Source organism: Pseudoalteromonas sp., from assembly GCF_041629635.1.
Lineage (GTDB): Bacteria > Pseudomonadota > Gammaproteobacteria > Enterobacterales > Alteromonadaceae > Pseudoalteromonas.
This window is the reverse complement of sequence record NZ_JBFKMX010000001.1, coordinates 44202-61593: the sequence shown is the minus strand read 5'-3', so window position 1 is coordinate 61593 and position 17392 is coordinate 44202. Positions and strand designations below refer to the sequence as shown.

Below are 17392 nucleotides of genomic sequence, written 5' to 3'. Positions count from 1 at the left end.
GTTATTTCTCCACAAGGTAATAGGTTGCAAGCGGTGCAAGCGTTAATGAAATACTGTGATCAAAGCCATGATTTTCTTCATTTAACACAGTGACATCGCTTTCAACCAAAACACCACTTCCACCAAATTGAATGTCATCCGTGTTTAACTCCAACTGGTAACCTTTCGCTTTGGGAACGCCTAATTTAAAGTTTTCACAAACCGTTGGGGTAAAATTACAAATCACAATCACGTTTGGTTGGTCGCTACTTTTACGAATAAAACTGAAGACACTTTGCTCCGCATTACCACCATCAATCCAGTCAAAGCCCTCACCGCTATTATCCAGTTGATACAGTGACGGATGCGTTTTATACAGCGTGTTGAGTGCTTTTATTAGGTTAGAAACACCCTGATGTTTCGCCTCATTAAGTAAGTGCCAATCCAAACTAATGTCATGATCCCATTCATCATATTGAGCAAATTCGCCGCCCATAAACAGTAGTTTTTTACCGGGATGTGCCCACATAAAGCCATAAAATGCACGTAAGTTTGCAAACTTTTGCCAGTCATCTCCCGGCATTTTGTTAATAAGTGAGCCTTTACCGTGCACTACTTCATCGTGCGATAGCGGCAGAATGTAATTTTCACTAAACGCGTATACTAACGAAAAAGTCATCTCGTTATGGTGATGACGGCGATAAATGGGATCTTTTTTCATATACTCTAGGCTGTCATTCATCCAGCCCATATTCCATTTAAAGCCAAAGCCTAAACCTGATTGGTCGCTTGGCTTGGTCACCCCCGGCCACGCTGTGGATTCTTCTGCAATGGTGACAATATTGGGGTTTTCACCGTAAACTTTGGCATTAATGTGCTGCAATAAGCTTATTGCCCCGAGGTTTTCACGGCCACCATAACAATTGGGTACCCATTGCCCTTCTTCGCGGCTGTAATCTAGGTAAAGCATCGATGCCACCGCATCGACACGTAAACCATCAATACCAAATTCTGTTAGCCAATATGTGGCGTTTGACATCAAAAAGCTGCGAACTTCAGCACGATCGTAATTATAAATATGGGTATTCCAATCTGGATGATAGCCTTGACGTTTATCCGCATGTTCGTATAAATGAGTGCCATCAAACATTGCTAAGCCATGAGGGTCATTTGGAAAATGCCCCGGCACCCAATCAATCAGTACGCCTAGTCCCGCGGCTTTTATTTGACGAATAAACTCTGCAAATTGATTAATATCGCCAAAACGACTGGTTGGCGCATAAAGGCCAACGGGTTGATAGCCCCACGAACCATCAAATGGAAATTCACTGATTGGCATTAATTGAATATGGGTAAAACCAAGATCTAATACATAGGGGATCAATTGTTCGGCAAGTTGCTGGTAAGTTAAATAACCATTACCTTCTTCAACATTGCGACGCCACGAACCTAAGTGCACTTCATAAATGCTGATAGCTTGATTGAATTTATTAATAGGCGAAATTGACGCTGGGTTTGTTGGTAATCTAGCTACCCGCGAGGCCGTATGGGGCGGTAACTGCATTTGCAGTGCAAATGGGTCGGCTTTTTCTATGCGTTGGTCGTGCTCGGTTAACAAGCTGTATTTGTAATTTTTATCGCTTAAATCTTCCCCGATAAAAATTTCCCACACCCCAGAGGCTGGGTGAAAGCGCATGGGGTAGCAACTGGCATCCCAATGATTAAAATCACCAATTACTGACACCGCTTTAGCATTAGGTGCCCACACGGTAAAACGCGTGCCTTTAACCCCTTGATGCGTTATTACATGCGCACCGAAATGACGATATGCATGTGCCAAAGTGCCTTGATTAAATAAGTACATTGCATCAACGTCTAAGCTTGATGAAAAGCTATAAGGTAAATAACCTTGTACTTGGCAATTACCATAATCAATATTCAGCTCGATGGGCTCTGCAACTTTACTGTTACTCACCACAAGCTGAAATAACGCGGTGTCTTGCAACTGTTCCATCGCGAGATTTTGTTTATTTGCGCGCACTGCCACTTTTTGTGCTCCAGGAACAAAGCAGCGAATAATCGCAAGTTCACTGTTAATAGTGTGTTTACCTAAAAAGCTGAACGCATTAATAAAATCAGCACGTTGTAATGAATAAGCTTTTTCTAACGTGTGTTGTTCTTCATTTAGTTGGCTAAGTGAAACAAAATTAGCTACTGACATGATCTCTCCTAGCATTTAATAACTGCCAAAAACCGTGTTCTTCATTATTGTTGTCTTGCTCTTCATTGCTTAAGGGGCCAAAAATGGTGGCTAAAGAGCACGAAAGACGGCGTCGCCAGTTGGGGTATTCTTGATCGGTTCCAGGGATGTTTACCGCAAGTGTTTCACCACTTAAATCATCAAGTTGTAAACATAAAAATTGCGAATTGCTTGTTGCAAGGTTGAGTACCATTGCACGATAAATACTTTTTGCATCATCATTTTCTGGTAACTCATTTGCGGTTTTCAACCAATGAATCAATGCGCGTTTGTCGTGTTCACGTTGCGTTAAATCAAAACCATATTGCTCATTATTTGAATAAAGTTGGTATTTATCACGAGTGTGGATATCGATGCTTTGCCACCACGCAAAAAACGGGGCAACATCATGGTTGGCAATCATCACCAGCGCATGTTTACGATGATCGTTTGGCAATAAAAATTGACCAGCTGCATCTTTTTCGAAATAGAAAATATCATTGCCGTAAACATGAGCATTATCTAAATCGTGTTTAATTGCTTCTGGTACCACACCTAAATCTTCACCAATTACAATGCATTGATTTAAGTGACTTTCTAAGCATAAGAGCGCTAATAATTCTTTAAACGGGTAATAGACATAACAGCCTGCTGGCTGGTTATTAACGCTAACACACCACCATAAACGCAGTAATCCCATAACATGATCAATGCGCAGGCCACCGGCAATCATATTGGCACGAATTAATGCAATAAAATGTGAGAAATGAGATGCCTTTAACTTAACCGGATCTTGTACTGCCAAGCCCCAATCTTGCCCATCTCGAGCCCAAGGATCAGGAGGCGCACCGATATTGGCATGTTTAACAAACAGTGATTTATTGCGCTGATACTCTTCGCCATCACGGGTGCAACCAACCGCTAAATCTAAAATAAGCCCGATTGCCATACCTTTGGTTTTGGCATAACGCTGGCAATAGTCAAGCTGCTCTTTAGCGATCCACTGCAAGTAATAATCAAACTGCGATAAATGCCAGTCAGCATGAACAACCACGAAGGCATTAAAATCGTCTGCGCGTTCAGTATTTTTTGCCAGCTCTAATTCGCAAAAATTAAGATACATTACCTTAAAACATTGATATTTATGCTGTGTTGCTTGGCTATAATCAATAAATTGATTATCAGAGCGATATTCACCATTAGATAAAGTGTAATCAATACATAAACGCGGACTAATGTAGAGCGGGTTTATTTGATTGCGATCATTTGGGCTATAAGGGCTTGCGCGTTCAGGTTCTTTTGCAAACAACTTATGCAAAGGGTTTAACAGAATATAATCCGCACCTTTTTCAGAACTACGCTGAATAAGCTCTTTAAGCGATGAAAAATCTCCAAAACCACTTTCACGTTTATCGCGCAGAGTATATAACTGACAAGAAATGCCCCACGACCTTTGGTTTTCATCTAACGCAAAACAACTTGGCGGTGCCACAGCCAAAGTCGCACGAAATGACTGTGCTTTTGTAATTTGAGACGAGAAAACAACATCAACTTGGTAGTAGTTTGCAACAAGTGATGGTAGCTCAATTTGATATTCACAATAACGCACACCATCGATAACGTAGTCACCAATTTCGAGGCTGTTTGTCAGCGCAACGTGTAATCTGCAAAACTCAGTTGCACCCTCTGAAATAACAATTTTAAGATGTTTTCCTGGCTCACAGCTTTGCGCACGTACTTTTAAAACAGCGTGTTCACTCGATGTCACTTGAAAAGCATTAAGCACCGTTTGCCAAGGCAACGCATCTAAGCGAAAGTTAGTGTCGCAAATGTAGTCTTGGTTGGTAACATCATGGCCACAGGCTTTAAGAATTTGCCGTCTTACATCATCTAGTATGCGAGTTTGCTGACCATAATAATCAATATAATCGAGTGCTACCCCTTGCAGGTAACACAATTGTTCTACTGCATTCACTCAATTTAAGCTCGCACAGTAGAAACAACTGAATTATCAGTGCCAAACGCGTTTAGTAAGTAGTGATCCGCAGCTTGGTCGTTTTGCCATTCTTGCTCGTTAACTAGGTATTTAAACTGGAAATTTTGCTCAATTGGTAAGCGAAGTTTGGTGCGAAAAACGTTGTCCTTTTTAACGTACTTCATAGTCACTGGCTGCCAGTCATTAAATTCACCTGCCAACGACACTTTTGTGTCAGCCTCTGCTGCAAACTCGAACGTTACTTCTGCTTCTTGCTTGGTCTTAAAAAATCGTTTAGTTAACATTGTGCTTTTCCTTTCCATTTAACTAACACGCTTCAAACTGCCTAGCGCATAACTGTGATTATCTAAACATAGGAATATTTACGCTTCATGACAGTGCATAAAAAAGTTTTTATGCACTAATTTGATGCAAATCATGCAAATTAACACTAAATATTCGCTCTATATCCTTTTAACGCAAAATATAAGCCAATTGAGTATAGAAGTTATTAATAAAGGCACAAGCAAATAAATCTAATACGAATGTGAATTAATTTCATAGAGAAGAAAACTGTATTACGCCTCATATTAGTGTTCCACTTAACAAGATCAGGAATCATTTTTAAACTTGAGATATGCTATAAGCGAAAAAACTGCGTAACATTACACCTGCGTAAAGGATGTGCGGTTGCAAGTTAACCATAGTCTCTGTTATTTCGATAAAGTATGTGGTGTCGCCATCTTTGTCCACCGAGTATCACCTAAACACTTCAAAATTGAAAAACAGCAACATCACAGCCTGACAGATGCCCTTGATTTAAATGATAACAAAACTGGTACCGTCAACATCCTTAGCACGATAAACTGCTTGGTCAGCTTTTTTGATAAGTTTTTGCGGTATTAAAGTAATATGTTCTTCTCTCGAAGTAGAGACCGCACCAATAGAACATTTAATTTCAATTTGTTGATCATTAAATTGCTGCTTTTCAGCAAGACAACGTACCAATTTTTTGCAAAAAAGTGTTAATTCTGACTCTGCTGTGTCAGGTAGTAACAACGCAAATTCATCACCGCCTAAACGTGCTAAGGTGTCTGTTTCTCGACAAACTGATAAGACCATTTTTACAAAACGTTTTAATAATTCATCGCCAATATCGTGTCCATAAGTGTCGTTTATAGGTTTAAAATCATCTAAATCGAAATAAAGCAGGCTGACAGGACGTTTATTTCGCTTTGCCATTTTCAACACTTGCTTACATCGGTCCTGAAATAACAATCGGTTTGCTGCTCCTGTTAATGCATCATAATGGGCCAACTTGGTCAACTCTTGGTTTAGTTTGAAATCTTGAAATACAGCTTTAATGCTGTGCTCAACTAAGCCAATAGTAGCAGCATGGAGCGGCAAAATATCAATCGTCAATTTACACGAGTTCGGAACCGAAAAGCCATTAAAGTCTTTGGTTAAGACTAAGACAGGTAAGAGTTTATTTAATTTTCTTAAGTAGTTATAAGTTATACGAAACTTACTTTCAGATACGATTAACAAAGAAGGAGAAAGCTTATCGATTTGACTAGTTTTTGTTATAACACAAGTACCCTCAATTGAGAGAGACGTCAGTTTTAAGGTGCACTCTAACCATGCAGTAATGTTCTCTGACTCAGTAAATATGCCTATTTGACGAATTTTTTGTATATTCATAATACTCAAAGTATCACGTTGTTTTCGTCATTATTGATTAGTTTGTTAAATTTAGCATGCGATATTTTTCAAAATTACCTCTCTTTATACAAATGAAATCCGTTGTAACAAGTTAATTTTTTAAAAAAATAAAATATATTTATTAAAAACACAAAATTGAAAAATTATTCTTATCACAAACTAACTTCGGACATACGGAAAAAGCATTAGAGCTTCTTCAATTAATTGCTTTTTTTGACTTTTATCAAGGTAAATTGCGTAGATATCACGACTGTATTCAGGTGCATCTTCCACGCGATGCAATTTTCCTTTACGAATATGTTCAAAGCACATTTGTTTTGGTAAATAAGCGCTGCCTGATGCTTCTAAAATAAAATTGAGTGCGATTCTTGGTTGACTCATATGATGCCGGATAGCATTAGAGTCACTATAATCACGTAAAATTTGGCTATTAACCGATTCACCATATTCCACCATCACCATATTTTCAATATTACTTACCTTTATATCTCTTTCGGTAGAAACTAACTGCAGTGGCACCGTGGCCACCTTTTCAGTGACAATGTCTTCAACAAACGGGGGCTCAAACAAAAAGGCAATATCCACCAATCTACTAATTACTTGTTTTCTGAGCTCCAGTGGTGAGTATGTATGTGTAAACAAGTGAACATCATCGAGATTGCGATGAATCTTTTGCAGCCAATCTTGCAATACAATATCCCAAATAGACATCATTGAACCTACAAACAGCTGGTAGGAGTTAGGCTGAGCAACACCCACATCTTGTTTTAGTTTTTGCCACATGATCAGCATTTCATTAGCATACTTAACAAGGCGATGACCTTCTGCGGTAAGCTTCAAACGCTTTTGCGTACGGTCAAATAACTGCACACCGAGCTCTTCTTCTAATTGTTTAATGCGACTGCTCACTGCCGCTTGCGTAAGATATAGATTTTCAGAAGCAATACGTACATGTAATGTTTGACTCACTTCTAAAAAAGTAGTTAAAAGCTCAATTTTCACGCAAAACCACCCGTTTGATAAATTTTTTTTATTAAATAACTATTTTTATTTTGTTTCTATTTCTATTAATTATCAACTACCTTTCCAAATATAAATTATCGGACTAAAAACGATTAAGGGAGCCAAATTTTGAAAATTGCTATTTTATCTAGAAACGAAAACTTATATTCAACTCGTCGCCTTCAAGAGGCATGTATTGCACGTGGTCATGAAGCAGATATTATCGATACACTTCACTGCTATATGGACATTACTAGTAGCCGTCCTGCGGTTCGTTACCATGGTAAAGAATTACCAAAATATGATGCAATTATTCCGCGTATTGGTGCATCAGTAACTTTTTACGGAACTGCTGTAGCTAGACAGTTTGAAATGATGGGCACATTCAATGTAAATGAGTCTGTTGCTATCAGCCGTTCGCGCGACAAACTTCGCTCGCTTCAGCTTTTATCTCGTAAAGGCATTGGCCTGCCGCGTACAGGTTTTGCACGCAAACCAGATAATATTAAAGACTTAATTAAAAACGTGGGGGGTGCACCTTTAGTAATCAAGCTTTTAGAAGGTACTCAAGGTATTGGTGTAGTACTTGCTGATACTGCTAAAGCCGCGGAGAGCATTATCGAAGCTTTCATGGGCCTAAAAGCAAACATTTTAGTACAAGAATACATTAAAGAAGCTGGCGGCGCAGATATTCGCTGTCTAGTTGTTGGTGGTAAGGTAGTTGCAGCTATGAAGCGTCAAGGCGCAGAAGGCGAATTCCGCTCAAACTTACACCGTGGTGGCAGCGCTGAAATTGTAAAACTAACCAAAGAAGAACGTGCTACTGCGGTAAATGCGGCAAAAGTAATGGGTCTTAATTTCTGCGGTGTAGACTTACTTCGCTCACACAATGGCCCGATGGTAATGGAAGTAAACTCTTCTCCAGGCCTTGAAGGTATTGAAACTGCTACAGGTTTAGATGTGGCAGGTAAACTTGTTGAGTTTATAGAAAAAACTGCAAAATCAGGTTCAACTAAAACTAAAGGTCAAGGTTAATTAGGCATACATAGAGCTATGAACAAATTGATTATTGGCGAACATACAATTTTACCTGGTGAAACTAAAAAAATTGATTTGCCTGTAGCTAAGCTTTATACCGACGCGGACGTGCACTTACCGGTACATATTATTCGTGGTAAAAAAGCCGGTCCGACAATGTTTATAAGTGCGGCAGTCCATGGTGATGAGCTCAACGGAATCGAAATAATAAGACGCCTGATTAATTTAAAAGGATTCAAGATCTCATCAGGCACCTTAATTGCCGTCCCAATGGTTAATGTTTATGGTGTTATTAACCAGAGCCGCTACATGCCTGATAGACGTGACTTAAACCGTAGTTTTCCAGGTTCAGCAAAAGGCTCATTGGCTGCCAGAGTGGCAAATATTTTCTTAAAAGAAATTGTTAGTCATTGTGATTACGGCATAGATTTACACACAGGCGCCATTCATCGCTCGAATTTACCGCAAATTCGAGCACAACTCGCAGATGAAGAAACTCTGACGCTTGCTAATGCGTTTGGAGCTCCCGTAATTTTAAACTCTGAAATAATTGAGGGTTCATTACGTGATGCTGCTGTGGCAAACGGCACTAAGGTATTACTTTACGAAGCTGGTGAAGCATTGCGTTTTGATGAATTTTCAATTCGCGCTGGTATTAAAGGTATTGTTAATGTGCTGCGCCATTTAAAAATGATGCCAAAAGGTCGAACGCGTAAAAAACTGGAAAGCCAGTTTATTGCCAACAATAGTGGTTGGATTCGGGCCACCAGCAGTGGCATTGTTACCCATTTATTTCAGTTAGGCGATCAAGTTAAAAAAGGGCAAGTATTAGCGGAAATAGGTAGCCCATATGGTGATATTTTAACTGAGGTACTTGCCAATAAAAGCGGTGTCATTATTGGCAAGCAAAATATCCCACTGGTACAAGAGGGAGAAGCCATGTACCACATAGCCTATTTTAAAGAAGATGATGAAGAAATTGCCGGTCATATTGGCAATGTTGAAGAAGAATTAGTAAACCATATTGAAAACAGTGAAGGATTGCTATGAATGAACGAATCATAATTGGTCATGTTGAAAACATTGACTTACCCGATCTTGGTATTACCCAATTAACAGTGCGTGTTGATACAGGAGCGCAAACATCATCACTGCATGTCGACAACATACAACGGACTAAGCTCGGTAAAAAGCCAGCCGTATCTTTCGATATTCACCCTGAGATCCATAATGTTGAAAAAACCGTCAGATGCACTGCCATTTTACACGATATCCGTAAAGTTAAGTCGTCAAACGGCATGACTGAACAACGTTATGTAATAAAAACACCTGCGATCTTAGGTGAACATAAATGGAGCATTGAAATTACCTTAACTGATCGCTCAGATATGACTTACCTCATGTTATTAGGTCGCCAAGCAATGGGGGAGCACTTCTTGATTGATCCCGCCAATGGATTTGTTGCATCTCAAATAGAGAGTTAGCCCTCCAACATGTTTGTTGATGCCTTATAGCATTGAATGCATCTGCAATCTTTTACAGATGTATTCAAGCCAGATGTAACTATTTTTTTAAGGAAGATTTAATGTTAGAACAAATCAAATATTGGCTTAGCTTTCCACTCTTTAAATTTAACGATCGAGTTATCACGTTAATTGAAGTATTAGCAGTGCCTATTTGGATAATCGCCAGTCTGTGGCTCTCGCACTTTCTAATTAAATTAATTGGTAAACGCCTTACTAATAAAAACAAAGATCCCAATGTGGTTCATTTAGTACAACGCATTTTATATGTGATTGCTTTTACCATTATCTTTATGACCACCTTATCAATGCTCAACGTACCAATCACAGCCTTTGCTTTTTTGTCGGGTGCAATCGCGATTGGATTTGGCTTTGGTGCACAAAACATAATTAACAACTTTATTAGTGGTTGGATCTTGATGGGTGAAAAGCCGATCCGCATAGGTGATTTTTTAGAAGTAGAAGGCGTAAAGGGTATAGTTGAGGAGATAAATACACGCTCAACTCGCATCCGACGTGTTGACGGTGTTCATATGCTGATTCCCAATAGCAAATTACTTGAAAACACAGTAACAAACTGGACGTTACGCGATAAGCTAGTACGCGGCACGGTTGCTGTGGGTGTTGCCTATGGCACTGATTGTCAAAAGGTGCGAGAAATAATGCTTGCTGTCACTAATACTCAGAATGAAACATTAAATGACAATGGTCGAGAACCACAAGTTTTTTTCCAAGATTTTGGCGATAACTCACTGTTGTTCGAGGTATATTTTTGGATTAACTCACAGGTTGAAGGGGGCTTACGTTTGGTTGCAAGCAACATTCGCTTTGCGTTAGATGATGCATTTAAACAACACGATATTGTGATTGCCTTCCCACAACGCGATGTTCACCTTGATGGCACACTGAAAATTGTTAGGAAGTAAACCATAATAAGTGTATTACATGCTCCGATAGCATATTAATTAAGATACGGAAAACAATGATGAAGCATGATTTTATTATTGAAGGCTGGCAGATAAATAACGAAGAGCCTCCTTCAACAATTGAAACAGACGAACAGTTGAAAAGTCAGAACTATTGGATACATTGCGACCGCTCATCTACTGAATTTGAACTATGGCTTGAATCACTTGGGCTTGATGAGTCGATTATCGAATCATTACTCGCTCATGATACACGGCCACGTTTCCAAAAAATTGATAAAAATAGCTTCTTTTTGATTCTGCGTGGAGTCAACCTTAATCCCGGCAAAGCGCCAGATGATATGCTAACAATTCGTTTATTGTATACACCAGAACGAGTGGTCACTTGTAGTGTTCAACGTTTAAGGGCTATTGAGGGGGTTGCTAAGCAATTTAAACAAGGTAAAGGACCTCTGACTCTTGAGTATTTAGTACTTGAAATATTAAATCAGCTAAATGCAAAAATTGAATCAGTAATCGAACCTATCGAGCTCTTTATAAATGCGCAAGATAATGATTCATTTAACAATGAAGAGGTTGCTGAGATAAGCGTTCAACATCGTAAACTACTGAGGCTAAATCGTTTTTTAAAACCTCAACTTTATGCGCTATCAGCAATGAACAAGGAAATTATCAAAGCATTTACAGAATATGATGTAAACCTTGCTAACCAACTCGACACCTTGTCTCGTATTGTCGACACCATTGATTTTTACATTGCTCAAATCGACGTAATTAACAATCGTATTTCGCAAATTAACAGCGAAGTTATGAACCGCAATACTTATTTGCTGTCGATTATCGCGGGTATTTTCTTACCACTTGGTTTTTTAACTGGGTTATTTGGTATTAATGTGGGTGGTATGCCAGGTGTTGATAACCCCAATGCCTTTTATTGGTTCTGCGGTGTTTTAACGGGTATCGGAGTGTTTGCCTTAGTAATGTTTCGCCGTTGGAAGTTTCTTTAGGACCCATTGTTCACTGCTACAAAACGAACTTACAGCTGAGCAGCCCCTATTTGGCGAAACAGAATTACTGTTTCGCGGTTAAATGAGCAATTACATTTTCAATCAGCGCCGTTTGTGGGGCTGATTTTTTTTGCGTTAAATACACAGGGCGTTTTAATTGCATTGAACTAGCCACATTATAAAAGCGACCAGAAGCGACATAGTCTTTTACTAGGTGCGTGGGTAAGTAAGCAAAGCCACCTTGCGCCAGCATTAAGTCGAACGCAATGGTTGCAGTTGACGTGCGATGCATTGGTTGTACTTTATGCTGCGTCGCGTGCTCTTTTGCAAAAGTAATACCCCAATCAACAAAAATATAATTTGTCACATCATCACTAAATTCAGGCTCAGTGCCCACTAATGAAATATCGAAATAACCAATCAGCGTATTGCTAAAATCACTGTCTTTAATCGGGTCGGGCAAAAACGCGATGCTTAAGCTTTTATCGTCTAATTTACGCTGAATTGCTTCGCGCACAGAAATTTCCGTACCTACCACTGCGGTTTCTAATAACGAATTAAGCTCACTCATATGCGAGCTCAAAAAAGCATCCCAAACATTTGGCGAAGCCGCAATGTTAAATAACTCTTTTTGCTGACTTGCAACACCAACAATGGCTTTTGATTGGTCGATTTGTTCAATGACTAAATGAGCAAAAGGTAACAGTGCATTACCAGCGGGTGTTAAGGTAAGGTTATTTTTATCACGAATAAACATAGGCGTTGCATAGTATTCTTCCAATTGTTTAATACGAGCACTTACCGCTGCTTGCGTAATATAAAGTTGCTCTGCGGCTTTGCCAAAATGTCGATTTTCAGCAACCGAGATAAACGTTTTAAAAACCTTAATATCCATAATCTTACCTAGTGAAATGTGCCCCATTAATCTAAAGATTTTTTGTTATATCGACAATAATTATTTGCTTTTCATTTTACTTAACTAGCCCTAAATTTAGCGCAGAAACTAACCCAGAGGACTGGAAATGAAGCTCTTAAAAATGGTCGCATTTGGTCTACTTGTAGTAGCGAATTCTGCGATTGTTGAAGCTGAAGATGTGGCAAAAGCGCCGCCTTCGATTACCCTAAATTATCTAGAGTATTGTAAAGATATTCTAGTGGAAAGCGACAGTGATCACGAAGCAAATATTCTCAACTGTGTAAACACAGAGTTAGAGGGTTCTGGCTTTGAAACATTTGCAACGTATAGCGAGTTAATTGCTTATGCTGGCAAAGGTGAAGACTAGTGGAAACAGCAATACGAAAAGGTAAAACGCCTTTTCATGCTAACCATATTTTCCCATTTGGATTATCACAAAGCGGCTACTTTAGCTCGAGTGAATCTGAAGCGCTCGTTGCTTACGGTGATACCTTGTATGGTTTACAAAATGGTCTGATTTCGCCAGAAAATGCCGAAGAAGCCATGTTTGTAATGGAATTGAATAGTGATGAAACCGCCACGCTTTACGCGGTAAAACTGTGGCAAAAGTTTCTCTTTGCGATGACATCAAGCAATTGCTTTTAGTTATCGCTGAAAAGCCAGTGTTTTTTTAAACTCAATCGTTGTACTTAAAACACGAAACGATGCGTTAAAAGGTATATAAAGATGGAAATTGACGAATCTGATTTTGACTATGAAGATGAGTTGGAAGTTAAATATCAAATTTCCTACACATCAGGCAAACCTGCACCAATGAAAGTGACAAGTAAAAAGCGCTTATCACCATGGCAGCGAATTGAATTGTTGAAAGACGAAGCAAAGCTCAATAGGCAAATTACCAATAGCCACTTTGATTTCTACGATTAAAATGAATTAGCAATACTTTCAAGTAATTAACCACTAACCTCCAAGACTGACGTTTTAAGTATAGAGCGTCACCTTGGCGGTTATTTTTCTAAATAGAAACCTAGCTATAACCCATTGCTTATATTGCCGGTTGCAAACCTTGGACAAAACCTTAATTTACAAATCAACTTTTGATTTTATGTTTATCATGATACATCGCAGTATCTGCTGCTTTTATTAGTTCAACCGCACTTTCACCATGTTCGCCAAATAGTGAAAAACCTATACTAGCTGATAACACCACCTGTTGTGCTTTGCCATCTGAATCTGTGATATAAAAAACACCACAAATCGCATTAAGTTGTTGCTGGCAGGCCTGTTTTACATCATCTAATTTATTGATATGAGGTAACAAAGTAATGAATTCATCACCACCAAAACGGGCAATAAAATCAGTGGAGCGGCTAAACAATGTTAAACGATTCGCAACATGCTTTAATAACTGATCCCCAGCATCATGCCCGAATTTGTCGTTTATCGGTTTAAAATTATCTAAATCGACAAACAAAACAGCAAATGCATCACCGTAGCGCTCAGCATGTTTTACTAACTCTTCTAGTTTAATGTCTAACGCTTTGCGGCTATAAAGTTTTGTTAGAGCATCCCGATTTGCCGAGTTTTCTAAAATTTGTAATAAATGGTGGCGTTCTTTGGAAAACCGTATCACCCGTTGCAATAAAGGTGAGGTTAGTTCGGACTTTGGTACATAGTCTTGTGCACCCAATTGAATCAGCCTGTCACCCATAGCTTCATCTTCAACACCTGTAACCACGACAATTGGCACTGACTGTGCGCTATGCTTAACGGTGAGCATAGTATTAAAACCATCACTATCAGTGACGTTTAAGTCCATAATGATAAGATCAGGCTTAAAATTAGCTAAAGCGCGTACTAACGTATCTAATGAGTCAAATGTCATTATAGAATGACTGATAATTTTGTCACTTTTGAGTGCACTCCTTATTAGGTAGGCATCCTCACTATCATCTTCTAACAGATAAATAAGATGATTCGGTTTAAACTTTCTTTGTTCACTCATGTTTTATTTATCCCTTGCCAGTAGTTTAACAAAGCTGTAAGAAAATCTACCGTCTCATTTAGCCCTTGAGGTTTACGCACATAAGAATTAGCACCTTGCTGATACGATATTTCAATGTCGTGAGGACTGTTTGAATTTGAATAGATCACCACAGGTAAATTGGCAGCGCCTTTGTTGGCTTTAATTTTTTTTAGCACTTCTATTCCACTACATTGAGGCATATTAAGATCAAGTAATACCAAGGTCTGGGTTCCTTTAAATTTATTCAAGGATTCAATGAATTGGTTGCCATTGTTGAAATGTAACAACGTCTTGTCTTTATCCACTCGATTAAGTGCTTGTCTTAAAATATATGCTTCATCAGGATCATCATCAATTAAAATTAGATTAAGCACCGCTACAACTCCTTAGGCAATTCAATAACAAAATGAGTGCCTTCGTTTTCGACACTTTCACAATGAATGTGCGCGTTATGAACTTTGATTATTTGTGCAACAATGGCTAAGCCAATCCCACTTCCCTCATATTTTTCTCGAGAGTGTAAACGCTTAAACGGGTCAAAAATGCGTTGTGCATGTGTTTGATCAAGCCCAATACCATTATCGGAAAGCGTAATCCTTACGAACGATTCAAAATTTTCAATTTCAATATTAATCTCAGGAACAGAGTTAGGTTTGGAAAATTTAATCGAATTACCAATTAAGTTTTGCATTACTTGGGAAAAAAGCCCCACATCAACGTTTATCTTTTGGCCATCGTTATTACAATGAATACGTGCATTTACGCGCTCAATTACTAATTCTAACCCTTCTAAAACAGGTGCTAAAATTTCTCTAAATTCAACCGTTTCAATACTTAGCGAATTAGTATTGATACGAGATAACTTCAATAAGTCCTCAATCATTTTGCTAAGGCGCTTCGCTGCAAACTGCAAACGTTCCAATTCAAACTCGCTGTCAGGGTCTGACTTGAACTGACTTTGCAAACGTTGATAGATCGATTCACTAAAAGCGGATATTTTTCGTAAGGGTTCTTGTAAATCATGTGATGCAATAAAAGCAAATTGTTCTAAGTATTCATTCGAAGCTTTGAGTTTGTTTAAAAACGCATTTTTATCACTAACATCGACAAAAGTTCCAAGCATCCGCTTAGGTCTACCTTGGTCATCTCTCTCTAATACAGAATCAACTGAATAACACCAAACCCAATATCCTTTTTTATGTTTAAAGCGATATTCTAAATAATATTTTTCATTACCCTGCGTTTGCATAATCGCATCCATATGTGCAAGTACACTAGCACGATCGTCTGGATGAAATTTTTCCAATAAATCAACATCCTTTGAAAAGTCTTCTAGTTCATAGCCAAGCAATTCAGTGTACGTTTTATTAATACGTTCATTTTGCTGAGTCTCCAAATTATATATATAAAAACCACAGACAGAACTATCCAATAAGCTTTCTAAAAAGTTATGATTTTCAGCTAATTGCTGCTGTGTGTTTTTTTCTGTTGTGATATCAACCGCACTGCCAATTAAATGATTTGAGCTTACCGGATAGAGTGATGTTTTAAACCACTTTGCTTTGCCGGCAAATGGGATATATTCAACATATTCCAAAGGCGTTGCTTGTTGAATACAGGCAGAGTAGCGCTCATATAAATGTGCTTTTACTTTGTCAGGGAAAAAACTTAATTGAGACAGTTTTTTATTAATGATTTGTTCAAGTGTAATACCGGTCCACTCTAGCGCAGTGTTATTGTAAGTTGTATAGATAAAATCATCATCGATATATTCCACTACCCAAATACCATGATTTGCTCCCATATAGAGCGCTTCTAAAAATTGGGTGCGTTCATCAAGCAAAGTTTGCGCCTTTTTATGCTCATCAATATATCGCAATGAACCCGACATCATTATCGGTACGCCGTTATCATCATGAATTGAGCTTCCTCGCGTTAAGAACCAGCCATATTCACCAACACTATTACGTCCTAAATATTCGATTTCGTATTTAACGCCGGTTTTCAAATGCAGATCAACCGCCTGCTGAACTCTTTCACGATAGGTCGGGTGAATATGATTAAACCAGTTTTCATAACTTGCTTCACATGTTTTAGATAGTCCTATTAAGTCATAGAATTTAGGCGTCCACACTTGCTTTCCTGTTAAAATATTCCAATCCCAAATTCCATCATTGGTTGCAGAGATGGCTCTTTCAAAACGGGCATTTTTTTCAACTAACTGCTGCTTTAACGACACCACTTCTTTTAAATCTTTTAACGTAAGTAAAAGTTGAACCTCACCTTCATATTCTTTTTTATTTAAAATAATTTCCACACTTTTACTCGAGTTTTCAGTCTTCACATCGGCGATAAAATTCACTGTCTCATCGAGTTCAAGTGCGGCTGCACTGGTTTGTATAACCTGTTCATATTCTTGGTTAGTTGCACTTATTAACGAACCAAGTTTATCCACTGGGCTGCCAAACTCTTTTATAAAGTGTTCATTCACGAACAAAATATCCCCATTTTTATTAGCTAAAATAAAACTTAATGGTAACGAATCTAACATCCATTTTGTTTGAGTATGTCCTTCGAGTAAACTTGTAAGTAATCTGTTTTCACGCTTCGAAAATCCATATTGCGACTTAATACCTTCGTACTGCGATATAGTTGGCACTTTTAACAACTCAGGTAACAATTTATACAAATAAAATGCGGTTGTAATAGAGACTAAGGCAGTCACGCCCTTGGCAATACCATGGTAGCCATAAACGCCCTGCCAAATAGTCCAAATACCAAAAAGATGAGTAATGCCACAAAACAATATAAACAGCGAAAATAATAAAAAAACGTTGTGATATCCAATATCCCTGCGCTTTCTTACAAAGAGAATAAGTGCAAGTGGAATAGAAAAGTAAGCGGTGGCAATTAGAAGATCAGATACAACATGAGTCCACAAAATATGCGGCTGCCATAGATAGCAATGCCCGTGTGGCATATAATCACCGCGAAAAAATTGCTCTATCATTGTGCTCAACTAATATCCTTTTAACCTAC

Annotated in this window: 17 protein-coding genes; 8 read left to right on the top strand and 9 right to left on the bottom strand. The window is 38.5% G+C overall.

Annotated features, from left to right (window positions below; all coding sequences use genetic code 11):
- Position 1: 1 nt before the first annotated feature.
- From glgB to ABYD77_RS00265, 5 genes are all read right to left on the bottom strand, one after another.
- Positions 2–2200, bottom strand: a complete 2199-nt coding sequence (gene glgB / locus ABYD77_RS00285; protein WP_372765847.1) for a 1,4-alpha-glucan branching protein GlgB — start codon at positions 2198–2200, stop codon at positions 2–4.
- Entirely contained in the window at positions 2187–4193 is a 2007-nt protein-coding gene (gene malQ, locus ABYD77_RS00280) for a 4-alpha-glucanotransferase (protein WP_372765845.1), read from the bottom strand. The genes glgB and malQ overlap by 14 nt, the downstream gene beginning before the upstream one ends.
- Before the next feature lie 5 nt (positions 4194–4198).
- Positions 4199–4498 carry an isoamylase early set domain-containing protein gene (locus ABYD77_RS00275; RefSeq protein WP_372765843.1) on the bottom strand — a complete coding sequence of 100 codons (300 nt, stop codon included), beginning with the start codon at positions 4496–4498 and terminating at the stop codon, positions 4199–4201.
- Between the two features lie 514 nt (positions 4499–5012).
- On the bottom strand, positions 5013–5894 hold the full coding sequence (locus ABYD77_RS00270) for a GGDEF domain-containing protein (protein WP_372765841.1): 882 nt from the start codon (positions 5892–5894) through the stop codon (positions 5013–5015).
- Between the two features lie 180 nt (positions 5895–6074).
- On the bottom strand, positions 6075–6917 hold the full coding sequence (locus ABYD77_RS00265) for a LysR family transcriptional regulator (protein ID WP_372765839.1): 843 nt from the start codon (positions 6915–6917) through the stop codon (positions 6075–6077).
- A 129-nt stretch (positions 6918–7046) separates the two neighbouring features.
- Between ABYD77_RS00265 and rimK the strand changes: the two genes are divergently transcribed.
- The 5 genes from rimK to ABYD77_RS00240 all read left to right on the top strand — a co-directional run bounded on the left by rimK (position 7047) and on the right by ABYD77_RS00240 (position 11411).
- On the top strand, positions 7047–7952 hold the full coding sequence (gene rimK, locus ABYD77_RS00260) for a 30S ribosomal protein S6--L-glutamate ligase (protein ID WP_372765837.1): 906 nt from the start codon (positions 7047–7049) through the stop codon (positions 7950–7952).
- A gap of 18 nt (positions 7953–7970) precedes the next feature.
- Positions 7971–9005, top strand: coding sequence for a succinylglutamate desuccinylase/aspartoacylase family protein (locus ABYD77_RS00255; RefSeq protein WP_372765835.1), 1035 nt, complete (start codon positions 7971–7973; stop codon positions 9003–9005).
- Positions 9002–9439, top strand: coding sequence for an ATP-dependent zinc protease (locus tag ABYD77_RS00250; RefSeq protein ID WP_372765833.1), 438 nt, complete (start codon positions 9002–9004; stop codon positions 9437–9439). The genes ABYD77_RS00255 and ABYD77_RS00250 overlap by 4 nt, the downstream gene beginning before the upstream one ends.
- A 101-nt stretch (positions 9440–9540) precedes the next feature.
- Entirely contained in the window at positions 9541–10404 is an 864-nt protein-coding gene (locus ABYD77_RS00245; protein WP_372765831.1) for a mechanosensitive ion channel family protein, read from the top strand.
- Between the two features lie 56 nt (positions 10405–10460).
- The gene (locus ABYD77_RS00240; protein WP_372765829.1) at positions 10461–11411 is read left to right on the top strand and encodes a zinc transporter ZntB; all 951 of its coding nucleotides are present in this window, start codon (positions 10461–10463) and stop codon (positions 11409–11411) included.
- Between the two features lie 64 nt (positions 11412–11475).
- On the opposite strand, the gene ABYD77_RS00235 is transcribed toward ABYD77_RS00240, so the two are convergent.
- Positions 11476–12306 carry a LysR family transcriptional regulator gene (locus ABYD77_RS00235; protein WP_372765827.1) on the bottom strand — a complete coding sequence of 277 codons (831 nt, stop codon included), beginning with the start codon at positions 12304–12306 and terminating at the stop codon, positions 11476–11478.
- 127 nt (positions 12307–12433) lie between these two features.
- Here ABYD77_RS00235 and ABYD77_RS00230 point away from each other — a divergent pair, with 127 nt between their 5' ends.
- From ABYD77_RS00230 to ABYD77_RS00220, 3 genes are all read left to right on the top strand, one after another.
- Complete coding sequence (locus ABYD77_RS00230; protein ID WP_372765825.1) at positions 12434–12694, top strand: hypothetical protein; 261 nt, start codon at positions 12434–12436, stop codon at positions 12692–12694.
- Positions 12694–12972, top strand: a complete 279-nt coding sequence (gene maoP, locus ABYD77_RS00225; protein WP_372765823.1) for a DUF413 domain-containing protein — start codon at positions 12694–12696, stop codon at positions 12970–12972. Before ABYD77_RS00230 ends, maoP begins: the two co-directional genes overlap by 1 nt.
- Before the next feature lie 81 nt (positions 12973–13053).
- Positions 13054–13254, top strand: coding sequence for a hypothetical protein (locus ABYD77_RS00220; protein ID WP_372765821.1), 201 nt, complete (start codon positions 13054–13056; stop codon positions 13252–13254).
- 163 nt (positions 13255–13417) lie between these two features.
- On the opposite strand, the gene ABYD77_RS00215 is transcribed toward ABYD77_RS00220, so the two are convergent.
- From ABYD77_RS00215 to ABYD77_RS00205, 3 genes are read right to left on the bottom strand one after another with little or no spacing between them, the layout of a single operon-like run.
- Positions 13418–14332 (bottom strand): diguanylate cyclase, encoded by a 915-nt coding sequence (locus ABYD77_RS00215; protein ID WP_372765819.1) that lies wholly within the window; start codon positions 14330–14332, stop codon positions 13418–13420.
- Positions 14329–14727 (bottom strand): response regulator, encoded by a 399-nt coding sequence (locus ABYD77_RS00210; protein ID WP_372765817.1) that lies wholly within the window; start codon positions 14725–14727, stop codon positions 14329–14331. The genes ABYD77_RS00215 and ABYD77_RS00210 overlap by 4 nt, the downstream gene beginning before the upstream one ends.
- Positions 14728–14729: 2 nt before the next feature.
- Complete coding sequence (locus tag ABYD77_RS00205) at positions 14730–17363, bottom strand: PAS domain-containing protein (protein ID WP_372765815.1); 2634 nt, start codon at positions 17361–17363, stop codon at positions 14730–14732.
- Between the last annotated feature and the right edge of the window lie 29 nt (positions 17364–17392).

What these genes read in the sequence shown, in the direction of transcription:
- glgB (WP_372765847.1), bottom strand. Translation starts at nt 2,200, where the DNA reads ATGTCAGTAGCTAATTTTGTTTCACTTAGCCAACTAAATGAAGAACAA.
- ABYD77_RS00275 (WP_372765843.1), bottom strand. Translation starts at nt 4,498, where the DNA reads ATGTTAACTAAACGATTTTTTAAGACCAAGCAAGAAGCAGAAGTAACG.
- ABYD77_RS00270 (WP_372765841.1), bottom strand. Translation starts at nt 5,894, where the DNA reads ATGAATATACAAAAAATTCGTCAAATAGGCATATTTACTGAGTCAGAG.
- ABYD77_RS00255 (WP_372765835.1), top strand. Translation starts at nt 7,971, where the DNA reads ATGAACAAATTGATTATTGGCGAACATACAATTTTACCTGGTGAAACT.
- ABYD77_RS00250 (WP_372765833.1), top strand. Translation starts at nt 9,002, where the DNA reads ATGAATGAACGAATCATAATTGGTCATGTTGAAAACATTGACTTACCC.
- ABYD77_RS00245 (WP_372765831.1), top strand. Translation starts at nt 9,541, where the DNA reads ATGTTAGAACAAATCAAATATTGGCTTAGCTTTCCACTCTTTAAATTT.
- ABYD77_RS00240 (WP_372765829.1), top strand. Translation starts at nt 10,461, where the DNA reads ATGATGAAGCATGATTTTATTATTGAAGGCTGGCAGATAAATAACGAA.
- ABYD77_RS00235 (WP_372765827.1), bottom strand. Translation starts at nt 12,306, where the DNA reads ATGGATATTAAGGTTTTTAAAACGTTTATCTCGGTTGCTGAAAATCGA.
- ABYD77_RS00230 (WP_372765825.1), top strand. Translation starts at nt 12,434, where the DNA reads ATGAAGCTCTTAAAAATGGTCGCATTTGGTCTACTTGTAGTAGCGAAT.
- ABYD77_RS00220 (WP_372765821.1), top strand. Translation starts at nt 13,054, where the DNA reads ATGGAAATTGACGAATCTGATTTTGACTATGAAGATGAGTTGGAAGTT.
- ABYD77_RS00215 (WP_372765819.1), bottom strand. Translation starts at nt 14,332, where the DNA reads ATGAGTGAACAAAGAAAGTTTAAACCGAATCATCTTATTTATCTGTTA.
- ABYD77_RS00205 (WP_372765815.1), bottom strand. Translation starts at nt 17,363, where the DNA reads ATGATAGAGCAATTTTTTCGCGGTGATTATATGCCACACGGGCATTGC.